This window comes from Flagellimonas abyssi (genome assembly GCF_019457905.1).
GTDB lineage: Bacteria > Bacteroidota > Bacteroidia > Flavobacteriales > Flavobacteriaceae > Flagellimonas > Flagellimonas abyssi.
In genome coordinates, this window is sequence record NZ_JAHZSV010000001.1 from 414,545 (window position 1) to 433,327 (window position 18,783).

The following is an 18,783-nucleotide window of genomic DNA, read 5'->3' on the forward strand; positions in this document are numbered from 1 at the left end:
TTCTTCATATTTGCTCGAAATTTTCTTAAACACCCATGGATATATCACACCTTGACCTAAACAAAGAACATTCTATTTTAGTTACGGGAGGAGCTGGATTTATTGGCTCCAACCTATGTGAAGCATTGTTGGACAATGGAAATAAAGTAACCTGTCTGGACAACTTTTCCACAGGTAAAAGAGAAAATATCGCCCACTTACAATCCAATCCCAATTTTAAATTGATAGAAGGCGATATTAGAAATCTGGATGATTGCCAAAAAGCCTGTGAGGGCGTTGATTACATTTTACATGAAGCCGCTTTGGGATCGGTCCCTAGATCAATAAATGATCCCATTACAAGTAATGAAGTGAATGTTTCCGGATTTTTAAACATGTTGGTAGCCGCGCGCGATGCCAAGGTAAAGCGTTTTGTATATGCTGCCAGTTCTTCAACTTACGGGGATTCCGAGTCACTCCCAAAGGTTGAGGACAAGATAGGGAAGCCCCTATCCCCCTACGCAATTACTAAATATGTGAATGAGCTTTATGCCGATATTTTTTCCAAAACTTATGGGCTTCAAACCATAGGACTACGTTATTTCAACGTTTTTGGAAGAAAGCAAGACCCAAATGGGGCCTATGCTGCGGTAATCCCAAAGTTTGTTATGCATTTAATGCAGCACGAGTCACCGGTCATTAACGGAGATGGTTCTTTTTCAAGGGATTTCACCTATATCGATAATGTCATCGAAATGAATGTAAGGGCTCTGACCAGCACCAACAAAGAAGCTGTAAACACAGTATACAATGTAGCCTTTGGAGAGCGGACCGACCTAAATGAACTTGTTGGTCTACTAAAAGAATTTTTAGGGGAGTTTGATGACCAGATAAAACAAATCGAACCAAAATATGGCCCCAATAGACAAGGAGATGTCCCCCATTCCCTAGCCTCTATTGAAAAAGCAAAAACCCTACTTAACTACAGTCCTAAATACGATATGAGATCAGGTCTCAAAGAAGCCGTGAATTGGTACTGGAAGAATCTTAAATAAAATACGAGAACAAAATGAACTTAACGATAATAGGAACTGGATACGTTGGATTGGTAACAGGAACTTGTTTTGCAGAAATGGGAAACAAAGTGACCTGCGTTGATATTGATGAAAAGAAAATAGAAAACCTAAAAAAAGGGATTATTCCCATATACGAACCTGGCCTTGAGGCTATGGTACAGCGCAATGTGGACAATAAAACCTTATTCTTCAACACCCAACTCAAAGATTGTTTAGCAGATTGCGACATGGCCTTTATTGCCGTGGGCACTCCGATGGGGGAAGATGGTTCTGCGGATTTGAAATACGTACTCAATGTTGCTTCCGAAATTGGAAAGCACATGAGCCAACCTCTCATCATTGTAGACAAATCCACAGTTCCAGTTGGGACGGCAGATAAAGTAAAGGATGTTATCCAAGATGAATTGAACAAAAGAAATGCCAACATCGATTTTCATGTGGTTTCAAACCCTGAATTCCTAAAAGAAGGGGACGCCATTGGCGACTTTATGAAACCAGACAGGGTTGTTGTTGGTACCGAGGATAAAGCTACCGCAGAGAAAATGCGCCAGCTCTACGCTCCATTCTTTAGAAGTAGCATGGACCGGATGTTGGTCATGGATGTGCGTTCTGCAGAAATGACCAAATATGTTGCCAACGCCATGCTTGCCACAAAAATTTCGTTCATGAACGAGGTGGCGAACATTTGTGAACTGGTGGGCGCCGATGTAAACAAGGTAAGAATTGGAATTGGGTCCGACAGCCGAATTGGTTACAGCTTCATCTATCCCGGTAGCGGCTACGGAGGGTCATGTTTTCCAAAAGATGTTAAGGCACTTAAGAAGACAGCTCAACAACATGGCTATCAAGCACAATTGCTCAATGCCGTGGAGGATGTTAACGATAGACAGAAATTGGTCATCGCCGACAAGGTTATCGAACATTTTGGGAAAGACCTATCTGGTAAAACATTTGCCGTGTGGGGTCTATCCTTTAAACCAGGAACTGATGACATGCGGGAAGCCCCCTCAATTTATATCATAAATAAACTTACAGAACTCGGGGCTAAAATACAGGCCTATGATCCCAAAGCGGTTCACGAAGCCAAAGAATTTTATTTAAAGGACAACAAAAATATTGAGTACACTGACTCTAGGTACGAAGCATTGGAAAATGCCGATGCGTTGTTGCTTTTGACAGAATGGAAGGAGTTTAGATCACCCGATTTTATGGCAATCAAGAATAACCTTAAGAACCCTTTAATTTTTGATGGTCGTAATCAGTATGATGGGGAACGAATGGAAAGTATTGGTATCAGGTATTATCAAATCGGAAAAAAATAGGATTCAAAGAAAAACAAGATACGCTGTTCAAAAGCATCGCAGTATAACAAAAACACTAACATGAACAACAATAAAATAGCTGTAATAGGATTGGGATATGTAGGCCTTCCCTTGGCACGATTGTTTGCCACAAAATATCCTGTGGTCGGTTTCGATATCAACGAATCCCGAATTAAAGAACTACAGACCGGAGTGGACTCCACACTGGAAGTGGAAAACGAGGTATTGCAATCCGTATTGATTGACAAACCATTGGAAACCAACGGGCTCTACTGCAGCAATAAAATTGATGATATTGCCCATGCCAATATATACGTAATTACCGTCCCTACCCCTGTTGATAAAAACAATAGACCCGATTTGACCCCATTGAAAAAATCCAGTGAAACTGTGGGCAAGGTATTGAAAAAGGGAGATATCGTTATTTATGAATCTACTGTTTATCCTGGGGCAACCGAGGAAGAATGTATTCCTGTACTCGAGAGCATAAGCGGATTAAAGTTCAATGAAGACTTTTATGCAGGATATTCCCCTGAGCGAATCAATCCAGGGGATAAATTACATACGGTTGAAAAAATATTAAAGGTAACCTCTGGCTCCACTCCAGAAATCGGAAAAGTTGTGGATGAGCTTTACTCCTCTGTCATAACCGCTGGTACGCATTTAGCACCAACCATAAAAGTTGCCGAAGCAGCTAAGGTTATTGAGAATTCCCAAAGGGACATCAATATTGCCTTTGTGAACGAGCTTGCCAAAATTTTCAATCTCATGGATATTGACACGCATGCTGTTTTGGAGGCAGCTGGGACCAAATGGAACTTTCTGCCCTTTAAACCAGGGTTGGTCGGTGGACATTGTATCGGTGTAGACCCCTATTACTTGGCACAGCGTGCCCAGGAGTTCGGTTACCACCCTGAAATTATATTGGCGGGTAGACGCTTGAATGATAGTATGGGAGGTTATGTTGCCTCCGAGATCATCAAATTGATGGTAAAAAAAGACCTGCGCATTAAAGGGGCAAAGGTTTTGGTGTTGGGGATTACTTTCAAAGAGAACTGTCCGGATGTACGAAATACGCGCGCAGTAGATGTGATTAAGCAATTAATGGATTATGGCACCGATGTCACTGTATATGACCCTTGGGCCAACCCTGCCGAGGTGGAACATGAGTATGGTTTATCCATCACTAAAAACCTTCCTGATGAAAAGTTTGATGCCGTTGTGCTCACCGTCGCCCATCAAAAGTTTTTGGAAATGGAGTTAAGGCCATTGCTTAAACAAGATGGTGTACTTTATGACGTTAAGGGCATTATTAAGGAAGCTGTGGAAGCTAGGTTGTAATAGCTAAGCCCAACTAAATAATTAAAAGCATATGAGCCAAATCAAGAAGGGGGCTGCTCTTAACTATACCAGTATAATATTAACCAATATTGTAGGTCTATTGCTAACGCCTTTCATTATACGAAAGCTTGGTGATGCCGAATTTGGTCTTTACTCTTTAATAGGAGCTTTTGTGGGCTATATTGCCATTCTAGATTTAGGCCTAGGAAATACAGTTGTACGGTTTGTTGCAAAATATAGGGCTGAAAAGGACAAAACTGGCGAAGAAAATTTTTTGGCTACTACATTGATTATCTATGCAATTATTTCCTTTTGTGTAGTTGTCATAGGCACGATATGTTACTTTAACATTGAATCAATTTTTAAAGACTCTCTTACACTTGATCAGATCAGTAGTGCAAAAAACATGTTTGTCATTTTGGTATTTACCCTAGCTGTTGGTTTACCCGCTGGAACATTTGAAGCTACATCCTATGGTTACGAACAATTTGTATTTCCTAAAATTACTAAAATAATTCACTATGTTATACGCTCTCTATTAGTAGTTGGACTTCTATTTTGGAGCGGAAGGGCTCTTTCTTTAGTAATATTAGATGCTAGCTTGAATCTAGTATTATTTGGGGTTATGATTTATTTTGTTCTCGCCAAACTGAAAGTAAAAATCAAACTTCATTCATTTAGCAAACAACTACTCAAAAAAATATTTGGGTATTCACTTTGGATTTTTGTCTTCGCAATTGTCGGACAATTTCAATGGAGAGTTGGACAATTAGTGCTGGGAGTAATGACCGACCCTACTATCGTGGCGGTCTTTGCTGTTGGAGTAATGCTGGGCACCTATTATGGTGCATTTTCCACTGCGATTTCAGGGGTTTTTCTTCCTAGAGCAACACAAATGACAGTGACCAATGCGAACCCAAAGGAACTAACTGACATGATGATAAAAATTGGACGTCTATCATTTATAGTCTTAATGTTTATCTTAACCGCATTTATCCTCTTTGGAAAACAGTTCATATTTCTTTGGGTAGGTGAATCATATCAGGATTCATGGGTAATTGCTCTTATAATCATGTTTGCATATACCCTGCCTTTAGTTCAAGCCTTTGGAAATTCCATTTTGGAGGCTCAAAATAAATTATCATTTAAAGCTATCATCTATCTTATTTTTTTAATCCTAGGAACCATTTTTGGCGGTTATCTAGCAAAAGATTATGGAGCTATAGGAATGATAGCGGGAACCGTATCCGGATGGCTTATTGTTCAAAATGTTATGAATTTTTATTACTATAAAGTAATTCAATTAGAAATTCCTCGTTTTTTTAAAGAATTACTAAACAAAACTTTTTTGGCAATACTAATAATTTTAGTCTTTGGATATTTTATAAGATTTATTCCTGGAAAAAATTGGTTCAATTTTGTTTTGAAAGGAATCAGCTATTCTATTGTATACGTCTTGGTAATGTACAGAATAGGGTTGATAGAATTTGAAAAACAATTATTCAAAAGCACTTTTTCCAGCATAAGAACCAAATTTGGGATATAAAGTATGATTACTCTAGATAACATTTTAATTGCTGATAATGGTACCCGTATAGACTATGTGTTTACCGCAAGTCCAGATATCAATAAGTTTATAAATCAAAAAGATAATCTCTTTATAGAGTATCTGGAAAACATATCACATGTTCCCAAAAGCATTCTGGCGATTCCATTTATTAGCAATTGGCTTCCAATAGCATGGTTTGCAGGTTTTGATATTGTAGTCGACGAAATAGACAGTGAGTTTTACACTTCCATGAAGAACCTAAAAGATAAATTTGCAAAACAGTTCCCCGATTATAACCTAAAAGGAAGTTTAAAGGCGAAAACTCTTGTTGAGAATAAATGCATTGGTAAAAAAACAGCAATGTTATTCAGTGGAGGAGTTGATGCTTACGCTACCTATATACGCATAAAGCACAAAGAACCCGAGCTTGTCACAATATTAGGTGCCGATATAGAAATTGAAGATACGGAGCAGTGGAGTCGTTTCAAAAGCTTTCTTGAAAATGAAGAACTATTGGCCACGAATCAAAAACAATATATCACTACCAATGTAAGAAACTTTTATACCTATCAGGTCGAATTACTACTCAAAGACATTGGTTGGTGGGGAAAGGTACAGCACGGGCTCTCTCTAATAGGTTCTATAGCCCCTCTTGGCTTTATTAGAGGCTATGAAAACATCTATATCGCTTCATCCTACACCAAAGAAATCCAAATTGCATGGGGGTCAACACCTAAAACAGATGAGACAATCAGATGGTGTGGCACAAAGGTATTCCATGACGGATATGAACTTAAAAGACAAGATAAGGTAGATTTAATAGCTGATTTTGCCAAGACCAATAAAGTTCCTTTCAGATTAAGAGTCTGTTATTCAGAGTTACGTACAGATTTTAATTGTAGTAATTGTGAAAAATGTTTTAGAACTATCTTAGGTATTCTATTAAACGATGAGGATCCCAACGATTATGGGTTTGTTGTGGATGAAAGTGTCTATGATAAAATTTTTTCCACAATAAACCATGGTGGAGCTAGTAAAGGCATGCAATATTTCTGGCTCGAACTAAAAGATAAAGCCGATAAAGCCAATTCGTTTTTTGTCTTTAAGGATAAAGAATTGGAAGAGGCCAAACTTGAGAAAATCAAAACTGGAGAGCTTAATGCCATCATTGAATCAAAGTTGAAAAATAAAACCGGTATTCTAGCCAAAGGACAGTTTATTATACGTAATAGATTTCCTTGGTTAAGAAAAATATATAGAAAGATTAAATACTAGAATAAAATACTATTCACCTCAACACTTTTACTCAACCACAAAAAAATTCAAATGAAATACGGATTATTAACATACGATGAAAACCGAAAGTTTTTCAATGTCGGCGATAACATCCAAAGTCTTGCTGCAAAGCAATTTTTACCTCAAGTAGATGTTTATTTGAATCGCGAACGATTAGGTGATTATACAGGAGAAAGAGTAAAGTTGATAATGAATGGGTGGTTCACACATAATATTCATAATTGGGTACCATCAGAGGATATCGACCCTGTTTTTGTGTCCTTCCATATGAACAACACTGCAGCTCCTTTCATGTTAAGTGAAAAAGGGATATCGTACTTAAAACAACACCAACCTATTGGATGTAGAGATCAATTCACGGCAGATACTCTTAACGAAAAAGGAATAGAAGCCTACTTTACAGGTTGTCTTACATTAACATTGGATTCGTACAAAGTTGATGACTCTGAGCGTGGAGACAAAGTATATATTGTAGACCCACTTTATAACTATCCTAGGCCTGAAAAAGTGTTTTACAACCCCAAACTTACGGTTAAGAACATTCTTAATGGGAAAGCATTTCAACTCGGAAAAAAGAACAAGCATCTTAAGAATTTCATTAGTGAGGAATTATTAAAAAAGGCCGAATTTATTAATCAAGAGCCCCCTTCTAATACATATTCAGATGAGCAAAAATTTCAAATGGCCGAGGATTTATTGAACAAGTATGCGCGAGCTAAAATGGTAATTACTTCGAGGATTCATTGTGCTCTACCTTGTTTGGCTTTGGGCACTCCAGTCATATTTGTGAATGGTTTTGACAGCTTTGTGGATTCTTGTAGGTTCGATGGTATTCTTGAACTCTTTAACCGAATAGATATTAATAGTCAGACCGGGGATTTTACTTCCAACTTTGGACTTAACGGAAAGATTGACGCTAATACCAACATAAAAAATCTTGAAAAGCATCATGCCCTCGCCAATGCTTTGAAAAAGACTGTAAAAGAAGCATTATCCTAACGGTCCAAATAAGACTATGAAACTTCTTTACATCACAAATCAAATTAGCGGTCCGGGCGGATTGGAAAGGGTTCTGTCCATAAAAGCAAGTTATTTTGCCGATGAACTTGGACATGATGTACACATTTTGACTTTAAATGACACAACAGACTCCCTTTTCTTCGATTTTAGTTCTTCAATCCAAACACATAATATTGAGCTAAAAAACTCCCCTATCCATTATATTAAGGGGTATTTAAAAGGTATCAAGAATACCATCTCCAATGTTGACCCCGATATTATTTTGGTTTGCGATGATGGGTTAAAGGGCATGCTTCTTCCCCTTTTTATAGGAAGATCAAGGCCAATGATTTATGAAAGGCATGTTAGCAAAGAAGTGGCTAAAGGAATCGGTCCCAACAATCTTTTTAATAGATTAAAAACACGATTGATTTATTTACTGATGAGATTAGGGGGGCAAAAGTTTGATGCATTTGTTGTTCTAACTCAACAAAACCTAAAGGAATGGAATTTCCCGAACAACATTGTAATTCCCAATCCACTTCCATTTTGCAAAGGGAAGGTTTCAACTTTAAATAACAAAATTGTAATTGCTGTTGGTAAACAATCTTTCCAAAAAGGCTATGATCGGTTAATCAAAAGCTGGAAAGATGTAGAAAAGAAATTTCCGGAATGGAAATTACATATTTATGGTAGTGAAGATCCATCAAAAAAAATCGAAAAAGATATTGAGAAATTAAATCTCTCAGATTCAATTAAATTATTTAAACCAGTAAAAAACATCAAGGAAAAGTTTATTGAGTCTTCTGTTCATGTTCTCTCTTCTAGGTACGAAGGTTTTGGCATGGTCATTATTGAAGCTATGGCTTGTGGGGTGCCATCAGTTTCCTTTGATTGTCCTTATGGGCCTTCTGACATCATCGAAGATGGTAAAAACGGATTCTTGATCCCCAATGGCGATATTAAAGCCCTTGGAAAATCCCTTATATACATAATAGAAAATTCAGAAAAGAGAAAAAAAATGGGAGCGTACGCATTTAAGAGCGTTGACAAGTTTCAAATGTCCGTTATCGGTGAAAAATGGAATGATTTATTTGAGCAACTACAAAAAAATTAGCTAAGCCTTTAAGAATGATTTTTAATTCAGTAGTATTTTTAATTTTCTTGCCTGCTGCCTTCGGTCTCTATTGGTTGATATCCAAAAGGTCTCTAAAGTTCCAGAATATATATCTTTTGGCCATCAGCTACTTTTTTTATGGTTGCTGGGATTGGCGTTTTCTTTTTCTTATATCATTTAGTTCACTAATTGATTATCAAATAGGTAAGAGTATTCCGAAAGCAAAAAGTAAAAAGTCCAAAAAAATACTTGTGGGCATTAGTTTGCTCATGAATTTAGGGTTATTAGGCTTTTTCAAATACTTTAATTTTTTTATAGAATCGTTTACTGATCTTTTCAACCTAGTTGGATTTAAAGCAGATTATGTAACTCTTCATATTATCCTTCCTGTAGGTATTAGCTTTTATACCTTCCAAACTCTTAGCTATACTATTGATGTTTACAGGGAGAAAATTGAACCCTCGAAATCTTGGATTCAATTTTTTGCTTATGTAAGCTTTTTTCCCCAACTAGTAGCTGGCCCTATTGAAAGAGCAACAAACCTATTGCCTCAATTTCAGAAGAAACGTACATTCTCTTATGATAAAGCAGCGGATGGAATGCGTCAGATGTTGTGGGGATTTTTTAAAAAGGTTGTTGTAGCGGATAATTGTGCTGTTTTTGTAGATGCTGCATTCGACAATCCTGGAGCAAGTTCATCTGGCGAATTATTTATAGGCATGCTATTTTTTGCTTTTCAGCTCTATGGCGATTTTGCAGGATATTCTGATATTGCCATTGGCAGTGCCCGTTTGTTCGGGTTTGATCTTAAACAGAATTTTGCATACCCTTATTTTGCACGCGACATCGCAGAATTTTACAGAAGATGGCACATGTCTTTGACTAACTGGTTCAAAGATTATCTGTATTTTCCATTGGGAGGTAGCAGAGTCAGCTTAAACAAAAACATTCGAAATGTTTTTATTATTTACCTCGTCAGTGGCTTTTGGCATGGCGCTAATTGGACATTTATTTTTTGGGGGTTTTTAAATGCGTTGTATTACGTGCCTCTAATGCTTTTTAAGAGAAATCGTAAAAACTTAGAAATTGTCGCTGCAAACAGCTATCTACCCAGTTTGAGGGAGGGCTATGCAATTCTTGAAACTTTTATTGTGACCTGTTTTATACGTGTGTTCTTTAGGGCGAACACTATTGAAGATGCTTTCCTTTATATCAAGAGAATTTTTATGTTTGAAGGAAATTCCTTTGATAATTTAGATAAAGTTTCCGTTTTTGTGATTGTTTTCATGTTAATGGTTGAGTGGCTTAATCGAAGAAAAGAACATGGTCTTTCTATTGCTAATCAACCACTAGCATTACGATGGGGCACGTATTTCTTAATTTTCGGATTCATCCTCTTCTTTGGCAAAGCATCGGACGCATTCATTTATTTCCAATTCTAACCCATTATGAAGAAATACTTATTTAAGACACTCATATTTCTATTAGCCTGCTTTGCAGTGATTACATTTGTTTTACTAAAATATGGGGGCTATGTGGATTATTTCTACGTTAAGTTTACTACTCCCAAGGCAAAATCAATGATTATTGGAGATTCTAGGAGTATGCAAGGAATACAACCAAGTGTTGTAAACGAGGCCCTATCAAGTAAGGACTATTCCTTGCCAGTTTTCAATTATAGTTTCACGATTGCCCAAGCTTCAATGGGGCCCCTCTATAATGAAAGTATATTAAAAAAACTAGATACAACATCATCCTCTAATGGTTTATTCATTATTTCAGTTACCCCTTGGATGTTTGGTTCCGATAAAAACAATGACAACGCCAAAGGAGAATTTAGAGAGGAAAATAGTCCTCCACATAACATGCACTATGTAGATGTGAACCCAAACTATGAATATCTTTTAAAAAACCTCCAGTACTTTCATTTTAGAACTATTTTTAGACAATCCGCCGAAATGCACAAAGATGGCTGGTTAGAAGAAAAAAACTTACCTCAAAGTGAAGCGATTTTCAAAGCTTGGAAAGAGGGACAATCCAAAATATTTGACAATATGATGGAAGAATATGTGGTTTCGGACATACGTTTAGAAAGCTTTCACAAACTAGTCATCAGACTTCAAGAGCATGGTGAAGTCATCTTAGTTAGAATGCCTATTGATTCAGACTTTATAGAAAAGGAGCATTTATTTTATCCAAGTTTTGACAGTGATATGGAAAGGGCTGCACAAAAATTTAACATTCCTTATTTCAATTTCAACAAACAATTCTTTGCAACCAAATTCAAAACCTACGATGGGCATCACTTGGATAAAATAGGCGGACAAAATTTCACAAAAACCCTGTGTGATTCTATAATATCTATTAAAAACTCTATTAATATCCCTGCCACAAGATAGTTAGATGGAAAAACAAAAGTTAAATATTGTAATTCTAACAGACCAACTTCATAAAATTGGTGGGATTAATAGCTTAATCAACATAAAAGCGAATTATTGGTCCACCGTTAAAAAGCATAAAGTTGACATAGTCACTACAGAACAAGAAGGCAAAGCGACCTTCTACCCATTTTCCGAACAAATAAGTTTGTATGATTTAGGTATTCTGTACGATAGAAATAGCAGCTACTTTGGCAAAAACAATATTGTAAAAGTTTTCAAAAACTATAGAAAGCTAAAGAAGTTGTTGAAAAATTTAAATCCCGATTTAGTTATCATAGCCAATCATATTCCTGTAACCTTCTTTTTTCCGTTTTTGAACTCAAAAGCTAAGTTTCTAAAGGAGTATCACTTTACTCAATTTTACAGGTCAAAGGTAAAACCCACTCCCCTAATCCGATTTGAAAAGTTAGTTGAAAACAAATTGGATTTTAAAGTCGTGCTTAACGAAGAAGAAAAAGGTTTCTATAATTCTGGGCGTATTGTACATATTCCCAACCCAATACCACATAGTTTTATAGAGAAACCAAGCTTTAGCATTGAAACCAGAGAAAAAACCGCCATTGCCGCAGGACGCTTTTCACCTGTAAAACGATTTGATTTACTTTTAGAAATATGGAACGAATTTAAAAAATCAGATAATGAATGGAATCTGGAAATTTATGGAGATGGAACTGATATAGACGTAGCTGAGTTAAATAGTTTGATAACCAAATACCATTTAAAAGATTCAGTACGTCTTATAAAGCCAGTTGACAATTTGATGGAAATCATGCAAAAAAAAGGACTTTACTTAATGACTTCTATCCAAGAATGTTTCCCTATGGTTCTTCTAGAATCACAATCTTCAGGATTACCTATTATTGCTTTTGATTGCCCAACCGGACCAAGGAATATCATTGAAAAAGATAAAACAGGTTGTCTTATTGAGATGGACAATAAAGTTATGTTCATAAATAAATTGCTGGAGTTAACACATGAAGATAAAAAACGAGAAGAACTTGCGAGAAACGGATTCGAATCCGTACAAAAATATCTTTTAGACCCGGTGATGAAACAGTGGGATCAAAAAATTTTAAATCATTTGTAATGAGACATTTGTTTTTAAGCATATATCAACTTCTGTTTATTCCGCATGGATTGCTTTTTTCTTTCTCTGCCAATAAACACTTGATTAAAGAGGATTTATATTCCGGAGGAACAATCCCAAGCTTGAACAACAAAATATTTTTTGATTTATTAAAAAAATTAGCTGATGATAAATATTTCCGGACCCTATTTTATTTCAGAACAAGAGGACCAGCAAGTAACTTTTTGAGAATTTTTTATCCAAAGGACAATCGTTTTACTATAGATATCAACACTCAATTAGGTGGTGGGGTAATCTTGGCTCATCCTTATAGTTCCATAATAAATGCTGAAAAAATAGGCAAGAATCTTTATATAAATCAACTTGTTACTGTTGGAGAAAATAACGGACTAAGACCACGAATAGGAGATAATGTAAAACTTTACACAAATTGTACAGTTATTGGAAATATCTCTATTGGCAACAATGTTATAATAGGGGCTGGTTCGGTGGTTGTCAAAGATATTCCTGATAATTGCACCGTGGTAGGTAATCCGGCTCGGGTAATTAAAATTGATAACAAAAACCAACTTGATGATTAATTTTGTCCCTATAGAGTCATATTACCCAATCTATATCAACATTTGTCTGTTTTTGGTATTGTTCACAATTCTTCATACTAGAGTTGTGCCTATGGAGAGTCCTAAAAACTTATCATTTATAAATATTTCTGGACTATTACTTCTCGCCTTCCTTGTATTATATATAGGTTTAAGGCCAATTCACCCCATTTTTGGTGATACTGTAAACTATGTTGTTACATATTCGAACTATCAGATAGGACTTCCCATAAAAAACGCAGAAGACTATGGATGGCATGTATTTATGAAAGCATTGGCACCATATATGTCAATACATGCCTTTTTTACCATAATTAGTTTCATTTATATTTTCCCCCTATATAAAATTTCAACTACTTATTTTAAAGAGTACTGGTACTATGCATTCTTGATGTTCGTAGTGTCCTTTTCTTTTTGGACATATAGTGTTAATGGTATTCGAAATGGGGCTGCGTGCTCCTTATTTTTATGGGGACTATGTTACGAAAAAAGAAAAATACTTATGGTAATGTTTTTTGGATTTGCACTCTTGTTCCACAAAACACTTTTCCTACCTATTCTGGCTTACTTGGCCACCTATTTTTATAACAACCCGAAATTTTATTTCAAGGGATGGTTAATGTGTATTCCTCTTTCCTTGGTTCTTGGTGGGGTATGGATAAGCCTTTTTAGCAGTTTGGGGTTCGCAGATGATAGACTATCCGGATATTTATCCAGTAGCTCTGAAGAAGGAACTTTTTCGGCAACTGGATTTAGATGGGATTTTTTATTTCACTCAGCTTTTGCAGTTTTTGCAGGATGGTACTTTGTTGTTAAAAAAGGATTCTCCGATGTGCTTTATAATAGGTTATTAAATACTTATCTCATTTGTAACGGATTTTGGGTTCTTGTAATTCGTGCAAATTTTTCCAACCGCTTCGCATACCTTTCATGGTTTATGATGGCAATAGTTATCATATATCCTTTATTGAAGAAAAATTTTTTTAAAAATCAACATGCTCTTTTAGGAAATATTATACTCGCATATTTTTCGTTTACTTATCTGATGTTCTACCTTTATTACAGTTAAAATGAAAACCATAACCATATTTACCCCTACATTCAATCGTGCATATTGTCTACATCAATGCTACAATAGCTTGGTTTCACAAACTAATAAAGATTTTATTTGGTTGATTATTGATGATGGATCAACAGATAATTCCAAAGAACTAATTGCAAGTTGGATCAAAGAGAATAAGATTGAAATTAGATACCAATATCAAAGCAACCAAGGTATGCACGGTGGTCACAACACAGCCTATTCTTTGATAGAAACACCACTTAATATTTGTATTGATAGTGATGATTTCATGCCCAACAATGCTGTCGAACTAATTCTTGAAAAATGGGAGTCGATAAAAGATAAGCCTCAATTTGCCGGAATTGTCGGCCTAGATGCTGACAAAACTGGTAATATTATTGGAACTAGGTTTCCAGAACATCTTGAAGAGACTACGATTTATGACATATATAATAAACACAAGGTCAAAGGAGATAAAAAACTTGTATACAGAACAGAGGTTATCAAACAATATCCTAAGTACCCTATTTATGAAGGGGAAAGGTTTGTCCCATTGGGCTATTTATACCAATTGATTGATCAAGATTACAAACTTTATCCTGTAAATGAGGTATACTGCATTGTGGAATACATGCCGGATGGATCAAGTTTAAACATGTTAAAACAATACCGTAGACATCCTAAAGGTTTTGCCTTTACAAGGATAACAGGAATGAAATATGCTAAATCATTTGGTGTCAAGTTTAAGAATGCTGTCCACTATGTTTCTTGTGCTCTCTTTACAAAAAACGAAAAATTCCTTTCAGAGTCACCTAAAAAAATAACCACCATTGTTGCGATTCCCTTTGGAGTTTTGCTCAATTTGTACATACGCCTTAAAACAAAAAGCGGAATTTGAATATGGCCATGAAGAACAATAGTGCAGAACAACCCATACGTATACTCCAAGTTTTAACCATAATGAATCGTGGTGGAGCTGAGGCCATGATTATGAACTACTATAGAAATATAGATAGAAACAAGGTCCAATTCGATTTTCTATTACATAGGCAAGAAAAAGGTGCTTATGATGACGAAATAAAATCACTTGGAGGTAAAATCTATATTATGCCTAATATAAGTCCCAAGAATTATTTTTCTTATATCTCCGCTGTTCGGGCATTTTTCAAAACACATACGGAGCATCGAATAATACACTCCCATTTGAATGGATTAAGCGGTATAATTTTAAGCCAAGCTAAAAAAGAAGGTATTCCTGTTAGAATAGCGCACAGCCATACAAGTCTATTCCATTTAAACATAAATCCTTTTTCCAAAAAAAAGGCTTCATTGGGATATGTTTTTAAGTTCTTGGTACAAAACTTATTACGTAAGTCGGTACGGAAAAATGCTAATTATTACTTTTCGTGTGGGGATAAAGCAGCTCGATGGCTTTTTGGTTTGGATAGCAAGCCTAATGTGAAAATTATAAACAATGCCATAGCCGCAGACGAATTTGAATATGACCAAGAGACTTCTTCGAATTTGAGAAAAGAATTAGGTCTTCAGGGGTATAAGGTCATAGGGCATGTCGGAAATTTTGTGCCAGAAAAAAATCATGCCTTTCTATTAGATGTATTTAATGAAGTGCAGAAAAAATTACCGAAAACTAAATTAATCCTTGTTGGTGGAGGTCCAGGTCAGCAGTATTACAAAGACTTATCCGAGCAAATGGGAATTGCCGAAAATGTTATTTTTTTAGGTGTTAGAAAAGATGTAAACCATCTATTGCAAGCATTTGATGTTTTTCTATTTCCATCTACAAACGAGGGGCTGCCAGTTACCTTGATAGAGGCCCAAGCTTCTGGGCTAAAAATTATAGCTTCTGAAAACATTTCGAATGAATTGGATATCACTGGTAACATCACTTTTAAGTCCTTAGAAAGTACACCTGTGGAATGGGCGAACCAATTAATCGAAATGTTCAATTACAACCGTGTTAGCACCCACCAAAAAATAGTAGATGGGAATTATGACATCAAAAATAATGCGGCCGAGCTACAAAACTTCTATTTAACCAAAGTTAAAAACTAATATATGTGTGGTATTAATGGTATTCTCCAGAATAATCATATAGACTCCTCAGTACTTACCAATAAAATTAAACTGATGAATGATCAAATCATTCATAGAGGGCCTGATGATCATGGATGCTTTACAGAGTCAACCAAGGAATTTTCAATCGCCATGGGAATGCGTAGATTGTCTATAATAGATTTAAATTCTGGACAACAACCTATTTACTCCGATGACAATAATATTGTAATTGTGTTCAATGGGGAAATCTATAACTATAAAAAACTCAGAGCCGATCTTTCTTCTAAAAATATTACATTTAATACAAAAAGTGATACCGAAGTAATATTAAAGCTCTATCAATATGAAGGAGTGGAAGGGTTTAGGAAGCTTGATGGTATGTTTGGCTTTAGTATATACGACCGTATAAAAAAGAAGGTTTTTATAGGAAGGGATTTTTTTGGAGAAAAACCTCTTTATTTCACACAATACAAAAATCAATTTCTTTGGGCTTCTGAACTCAAATCAATTCTTAAAGCTATTCCAACAGTCCCTACAATAAATAAGTTGGGATTGAATCTCTTTTTTAAGTTAACATACATTCCTGCTCCTTTTTCAATATATGAAGGAATACATAAATTACAACCTAACCATCTTCTCATATATGATTTAAAAAAGTCGTCTTGGAGTACTGATTCAATAAAATCAACGCAGGTGAATGAAAAAGAAGACATTTCTTTTAATTCAGCAAAATTGAAAGTGAGAGAGCTGGTAGCGGAAAGTGTCAAAAGCAGATCCGTATCAGATGTGCCTATCGGTACTTTTCTTTCAGGTGGAGTTGATTCTTCCATAGTATCCCTATGTCTCTCAAGAATATCAAACCAAAAAATCAATACTTTTTCTATAGGATTTGAAAAAAAAGGTTTTGATGAAAGAGACAAGTCTAGAACAGTTGCCAACTTGATAGATAGCAATCATCATGAATTCGTACTTAATGAAGATGATTTAAAGACTAATGTTAGCGAAATATTGGACAATTTTGATGAGCCCTTTTCGGACTCTTCATCTCTCCCAAGCTATTTGGTGGCACACCAAACCAGTAAGCACGTAAAAGTTGCTCTTACAGGTGATGGAGGGGATGAAGTTTTCGGCGGATATAATAAATATTATATTGGCAAGATTAATGAACGTTACACTCAGTTAATTCCCAATCAGTTACATAAATTAAGCAAAAGAATATTGAAGCCTTTGCTTTATTCCAAAAGTGATAAGAGAGGTATTAGATTCAAAATAAACAAGTTGTTGAATTCAATTGATTATTCAAATCAATATTATTGGGACATAATTTCCTTAGGTTTCGCAAATAATAGCTTACAGGATTACCTATTACCAAATTTTATAGAGCTAGATCCATTTGCCTATTATAAATCTTTGACCGGAGTATCAGCTCCTAATTCACTCACTGATTATAGGGAAGTGGATAGAAATATTAGCTTGGAAGGTGATATGTTAGTGAAAGTTGACCGAACAAGTATGCTAACATCTTTGGAGTGTAGAGCTCCTTTTCTGAACAAAAAGTTATGGGATTATACCAATAGTCTTCCAGAAGACTTTTTGATGAAAGGGTGGAACAAGAAATACATTCTAAAAGAAGCATTTAAAGAAGATTTTCCGGAGGACTTCCTTGATAAATCAAAATCTGGATTTGGAGTTCCCATTGGGGATTGGTTAAGATCTTCACTTGAGAAAGAATTGAAGAAATATATTGAGCCCTCCTTTTTAGAAACCCAACAAATTTTCAATACCTCCTCAATACAAAAATTGGTGAACGATCATTTAAATGGAAAAGACAACACTTTTATGGTATGGACATATTTTTGTTTCCAAAAATGGTATTGCAAAAATTATCTAGGAAGTTCATCATAATTGCTTTTCTCAAAAATATAATCCTCCAATTTTTCATTTAAAATCTGTGAAAATTCTTTGGCTCCGGAAGAATTAAGATGATCTACGTTGTAATAAAGACTTTCATCCGATATAGCATTTATCAGGTTCCAATAAGGAACATCATAAGTTGTTTGCAATTGTTGAATGTACTCTGCATTCTTTTGCATTATTTCTTGGTCCAACCTATCTATCAAGCGTCTTTGCACTGGTGGCGTAAATAAGATGGGATTGATTCCATTATCTTTTAATTTTTGAATAAACGACTCTAAATCTGACTGGACCATTTCTCTTTCAACCGACTCGCGCACAAGATCATTGAAGTATTTAGCTCGAGCATTAATAGTAGATTCCTCGAATGCACCATGCTCCATCTCCAAAAGGGGCTCCCAGCCATTTATTAACCTAATATCCTTAACATTTTTTATTCGATCGAGTAATTTAGTTTTCAAAAGGGAGAATGTTATTCTGGGAGTATACCCGAACCAGAAATAAGATAATCTTTCTTTGAAATATGAGCTATCTTCATATGGTATTCCATACGAATAATAAGACCAAACATCCCTTATCCCTTGGCTAGAAAAATAAAGTGAATGATAATCCATGCTAATTAAAACATACTGAAGTTGAGGTAAATCATCAAGATATTTTAATGTAATTCTTTTGTCATAATAAATTGATTGGTTTAATCCTGCTAAATTGAAGGTCTCCTTTTCTATAATATCTGGAGCAACATCATTAAAAGCGTGGGAATTACCTAAAATAAGAACCTGAACATTATCTCTTTTTAAGTTTAAACCCTCTAACTTTTGAGCATAATCAGATTCATAGTTGCGCAGATAAAATTCTAGGCCCAGGGTGATAACTAAAATCGGCACGAAAAAAATAGTCAAAACTTTTAGAAACTTTTTCATA

At 35.5% G+C, this 18,783-nt stretch carries 16 protein-coding genes; 15 read left to right on the forward strand and 1 reads right to left on the reverse strand.

The genetic code is table 11. The features are described 5' to 3' along the window. Positions 1–35: 35 nt before the first annotated feature. From K1F36_RS01935 to asnB, 15 genes are all read left to right on the forward strand, one after another. On the forward strand, positions 36–1,034 hold the full coding sequence (locus tag K1F36_RS01935) for an SDR family oxidoreductase (RefSeq protein WP_220112279.1): 999 nt from the start codon (positions 36–38) through the stop codon (positions 1,032–1,034). A gap of 14 nt (positions 1,035–1,048) precedes the next feature. Further along, positions 1,049–2,377, forward strand: a complete 1,329-nt coding sequence (locus tag K1F36_RS01940) for a UDP-glucose dehydrogenase family protein (protein ID WP_220112280.1) — start codon at positions 1,049–1,051, stop codon at positions 2,375–2,377. Between the two features lie 60 nt (positions 2,378–2,437). Then, the gene (locus tag K1F36_RS01945; protein ID WP_220112281.1) at positions 2,438–3,718 is read left to right on the forward strand and encodes a nucleotide sugar dehydrogenase; all 1,281 of its coding nucleotides are present in this window, start codon (positions 2,438–2,440) and stop codon (positions 3,716–3,718) included. A gap of 31 nt (positions 3,719–3,749) precedes the next feature. Next, on the forward strand, positions 3,750–5,264 hold the full coding sequence (locus K1F36_RS01950) for an oligosaccharide flippase family protein (RefSeq protein ID WP_220112282.1): 1,515 nt from the start codon (positions 3,750–3,752) through the stop codon (positions 5,262–5,264). A gap of 3 nt (positions 5,265–5,267) precedes the next feature. Continuing rightward, complete coding sequence (locus K1F36_RS01955; RefSeq protein ID WP_220112283.1) at positions 5,268–6,542, forward strand: hypothetical protein; 1,275 nt, start codon at positions 5,268–5,270, stop codon at positions 6,540–6,542. 51 nt (positions 6,543–6,593) lie between these two features. Then, positions 6,594–7,562 carry a polysaccharide pyruvyl transferase family protein gene (locus K1F36_RS01960; protein WP_220112284.1) on the forward strand — a complete coding sequence of 323 codons (969 nt, stop codon included), beginning with the start codon at positions 6,594–6,596 and terminating at the stop codon, positions 7,560–7,562. Positions 7,563–7,578: 16 nt separating this feature from the next. Further along, the gene (locus K1F36_RS01965) at positions 7,579–8,679 is read left to right on the forward strand and encodes a glycosyltransferase family 4 protein (RefSeq protein ID WP_220112285.1); all 1,101 of its coding nucleotides are present in this window, start codon (positions 7,579–7,581) and stop codon (positions 8,677–8,679) included. 116 nt (positions 8,680–8,795) lie between these two features. Further along, complete coding sequence (locus tag K1F36_RS01970) at positions 8,796–10,121, forward strand: MBOAT family O-acyltransferase (protein WP_313790054.1); 1,326 nt, start codon at positions 8,796–8,798, stop codon at positions 10,119–10,121. A gap of 6 nt (positions 10,122–10,127) precedes the next feature. Then, on the forward strand, positions 10,128–11,078 hold the full coding sequence (locus tag K1F36_RS01975) for a hypothetical protein (protein ID WP_220112287.1): 951 nt from the start codon (positions 10,128–10,130) through the stop codon (positions 11,076–11,078). Positions 11,079–11,082: 4 nt separating this feature from the next. Beyond that, the gene (locus K1F36_RS01980; protein WP_220112288.1) at positions 11,083–12,207 is read left to right on the forward strand and encodes a glycosyltransferase; all 1,125 of its coding nucleotides are present in this window, start codon (positions 11,083–11,085) and stop codon (positions 12,205–12,207) included. Beyond that, on the forward strand, positions 12,207–12,788 hold the full coding sequence (locus K1F36_RS01985) for a serine acetyltransferase (protein WP_220112289.1): 582 nt from the start codon (positions 12,207–12,209) through the stop codon (positions 12,786–12,788). The genes K1F36_RS01980 and K1F36_RS01985 overlap by 1 nt, the downstream gene beginning before the upstream one ends. Positions 12,789–12,879: 91 nt before the next feature. Next, positions 12,880–13,875 carry an EpsG family protein gene (locus tag K1F36_RS01990; RefSeq protein ID WP_258538898.1) on the forward strand — a complete coding sequence of 332 codons (996 nt, stop codon included), beginning with the start codon at positions 12,880–12,882 and terminating at the stop codon, positions 13,873–13,875. 1 nt (position 13,876) lies between these two features. Further along, positions 13,877–14,767, forward strand: coding sequence for a glycosyltransferase family 2 protein (locus K1F36_RS01995; protein ID WP_220112291.1), 891 nt, complete (start codon positions 13,877–13,879; stop codon positions 14,765–14,767). A gap of 2 nt (positions 14,768–14,769) precedes the next feature. Continuing rightward, positions 14,770–15,942 (forward strand): glycosyltransferase family 1 protein, encoded by a 1,173-nt coding sequence (locus tag K1F36_RS02000; RefSeq protein WP_258538899.1) that lies wholly within the window; start codon positions 14,770–14,772, stop codon positions 15,940–15,942. 3 nt (positions 15,943–15,945) lie between these two features. Next, the gene (asnB, locus tag K1F36_RS02005) at positions 15,946–17,850 is read left to right on the forward strand and encodes an asparagine synthase (glutamine-hydrolyzing) (protein WP_220112292.1); all 1,905 of its coding nucleotides are present in this window, start codon (positions 15,946–15,948) and stop codon (positions 17,848–17,850) included. Here the strand turns inward: asnB and K1F36_RS02010 are convergent. Continuing rightward, entirely contained in the window at positions 17,829–18,782 is a 954-nt protein-coding gene (locus K1F36_RS02010; protein WP_220112293.1) for an SGNH/GDSL hydrolase family protein, read from the reverse strand. The two genes, asnB and K1F36_RS02010, sit on opposite strands and share 22 nt — an antisense overlap. Position 18,783: the final 1 nt, after the last annotated feature.

Bases quoted from the DNA above. Each gene is read 5' to 3' on its own strand.
- K1F36_RS01965 (WP_220112285.1), top strand. From the start codon at position 7,579: ATGAAACTTCTTTACATCACAAATCAAATTAGCGGTCCGGGCGGATTG.
- K1F36_RS01940 (WP_220112280.1), top strand. From the start codon at position 1,049: ATGAACTTAACGATAATAGGAACTGGATACGTTGGATTGGTAACAGGA.
- K1F36_RS01935 (WP_220112279.1), top strand. From the start codon at position 36: ATGGATATATCACACCTTGACCTAAACAAAGAACATTCTATTTTAGTT.
- K1F36_RS01985 (WP_220112289.1), top strand. From the start codon at position 12,207: ATGAGACATTTGTTTTTAAGCATATATCAACTTCTGTTTATTCCGCAT.
- K1F36_RS01975 (WP_220112287.1), top strand. From the start codon at position 10,128: ATGAAGAAATACTTATTTAAGACACTCATATTTCTATTAGCCTGCTTT.
- K1F36_RS01960 (WP_220112284.1), top strand. From the start codon at position 6,594: ATGAAATACGGATTATTAACATACGATGAAAACCGAAAGTTTTTCAAT.
- K1F36_RS01955 (WP_220112283.1), top strand. From the start codon at position 5,268: ATGATTACTCTAGATAACATTTTAATTGCTGATAATGGTACCCGTATA.
- K1F36_RS01980 (WP_220112288.1), top strand. From the start codon at position 11,083: ATGGAAAAACAAAAGTTAAATATTGTAATTCTAACAGACCAACTTCAT.
- K1F36_RS01995 (WP_220112291.1), top strand. From the start codon at position 13,877: ATGAAAACCATAACCATATTTACCCCTACATTCAATCGTGCATATTGT.
- asnB (WP_220112292.1), top strand. From the start codon at position 15,946: ATGTGTGGTATTAATGGTATTCTCCAGAATAATCATATAGACTCCTCA.
- K1F36_RS01950 (WP_220112282.1), top strand. From the start codon at position 3,750: ATGAGCCAAATCAAGAAGGGGGCTGCTCTTAACTATACCAGTATAATA.
- K1F36_RS02010 (WP_220112293.1), bottom strand. From the start codon at position 18,782: ATGAAAAAGTTTCTAAAAGTTTTGACTATTTTTTTCGTGCCGATTTTA.
- K1F36_RS01990 (WP_258538898.1), top strand. From the start codon at position 12,880: ATGGAGAGTCCTAAAAACTTATCATTTATAAATATTTCTGGACTATTA.
- K1F36_RS02000 (WP_258538899.1), top strand. From the start codon at position 14,770: ATGGCCATGAAGAACAATAGTGCAGAACAACCCATACGTATACTCCAA.
- K1F36_RS01945 (WP_220112281.1), top strand. From the start codon at position 2,438: ATGAACAACAATAAAATAGCTGTAATAGGATTGGGATATGTAGGCCTT.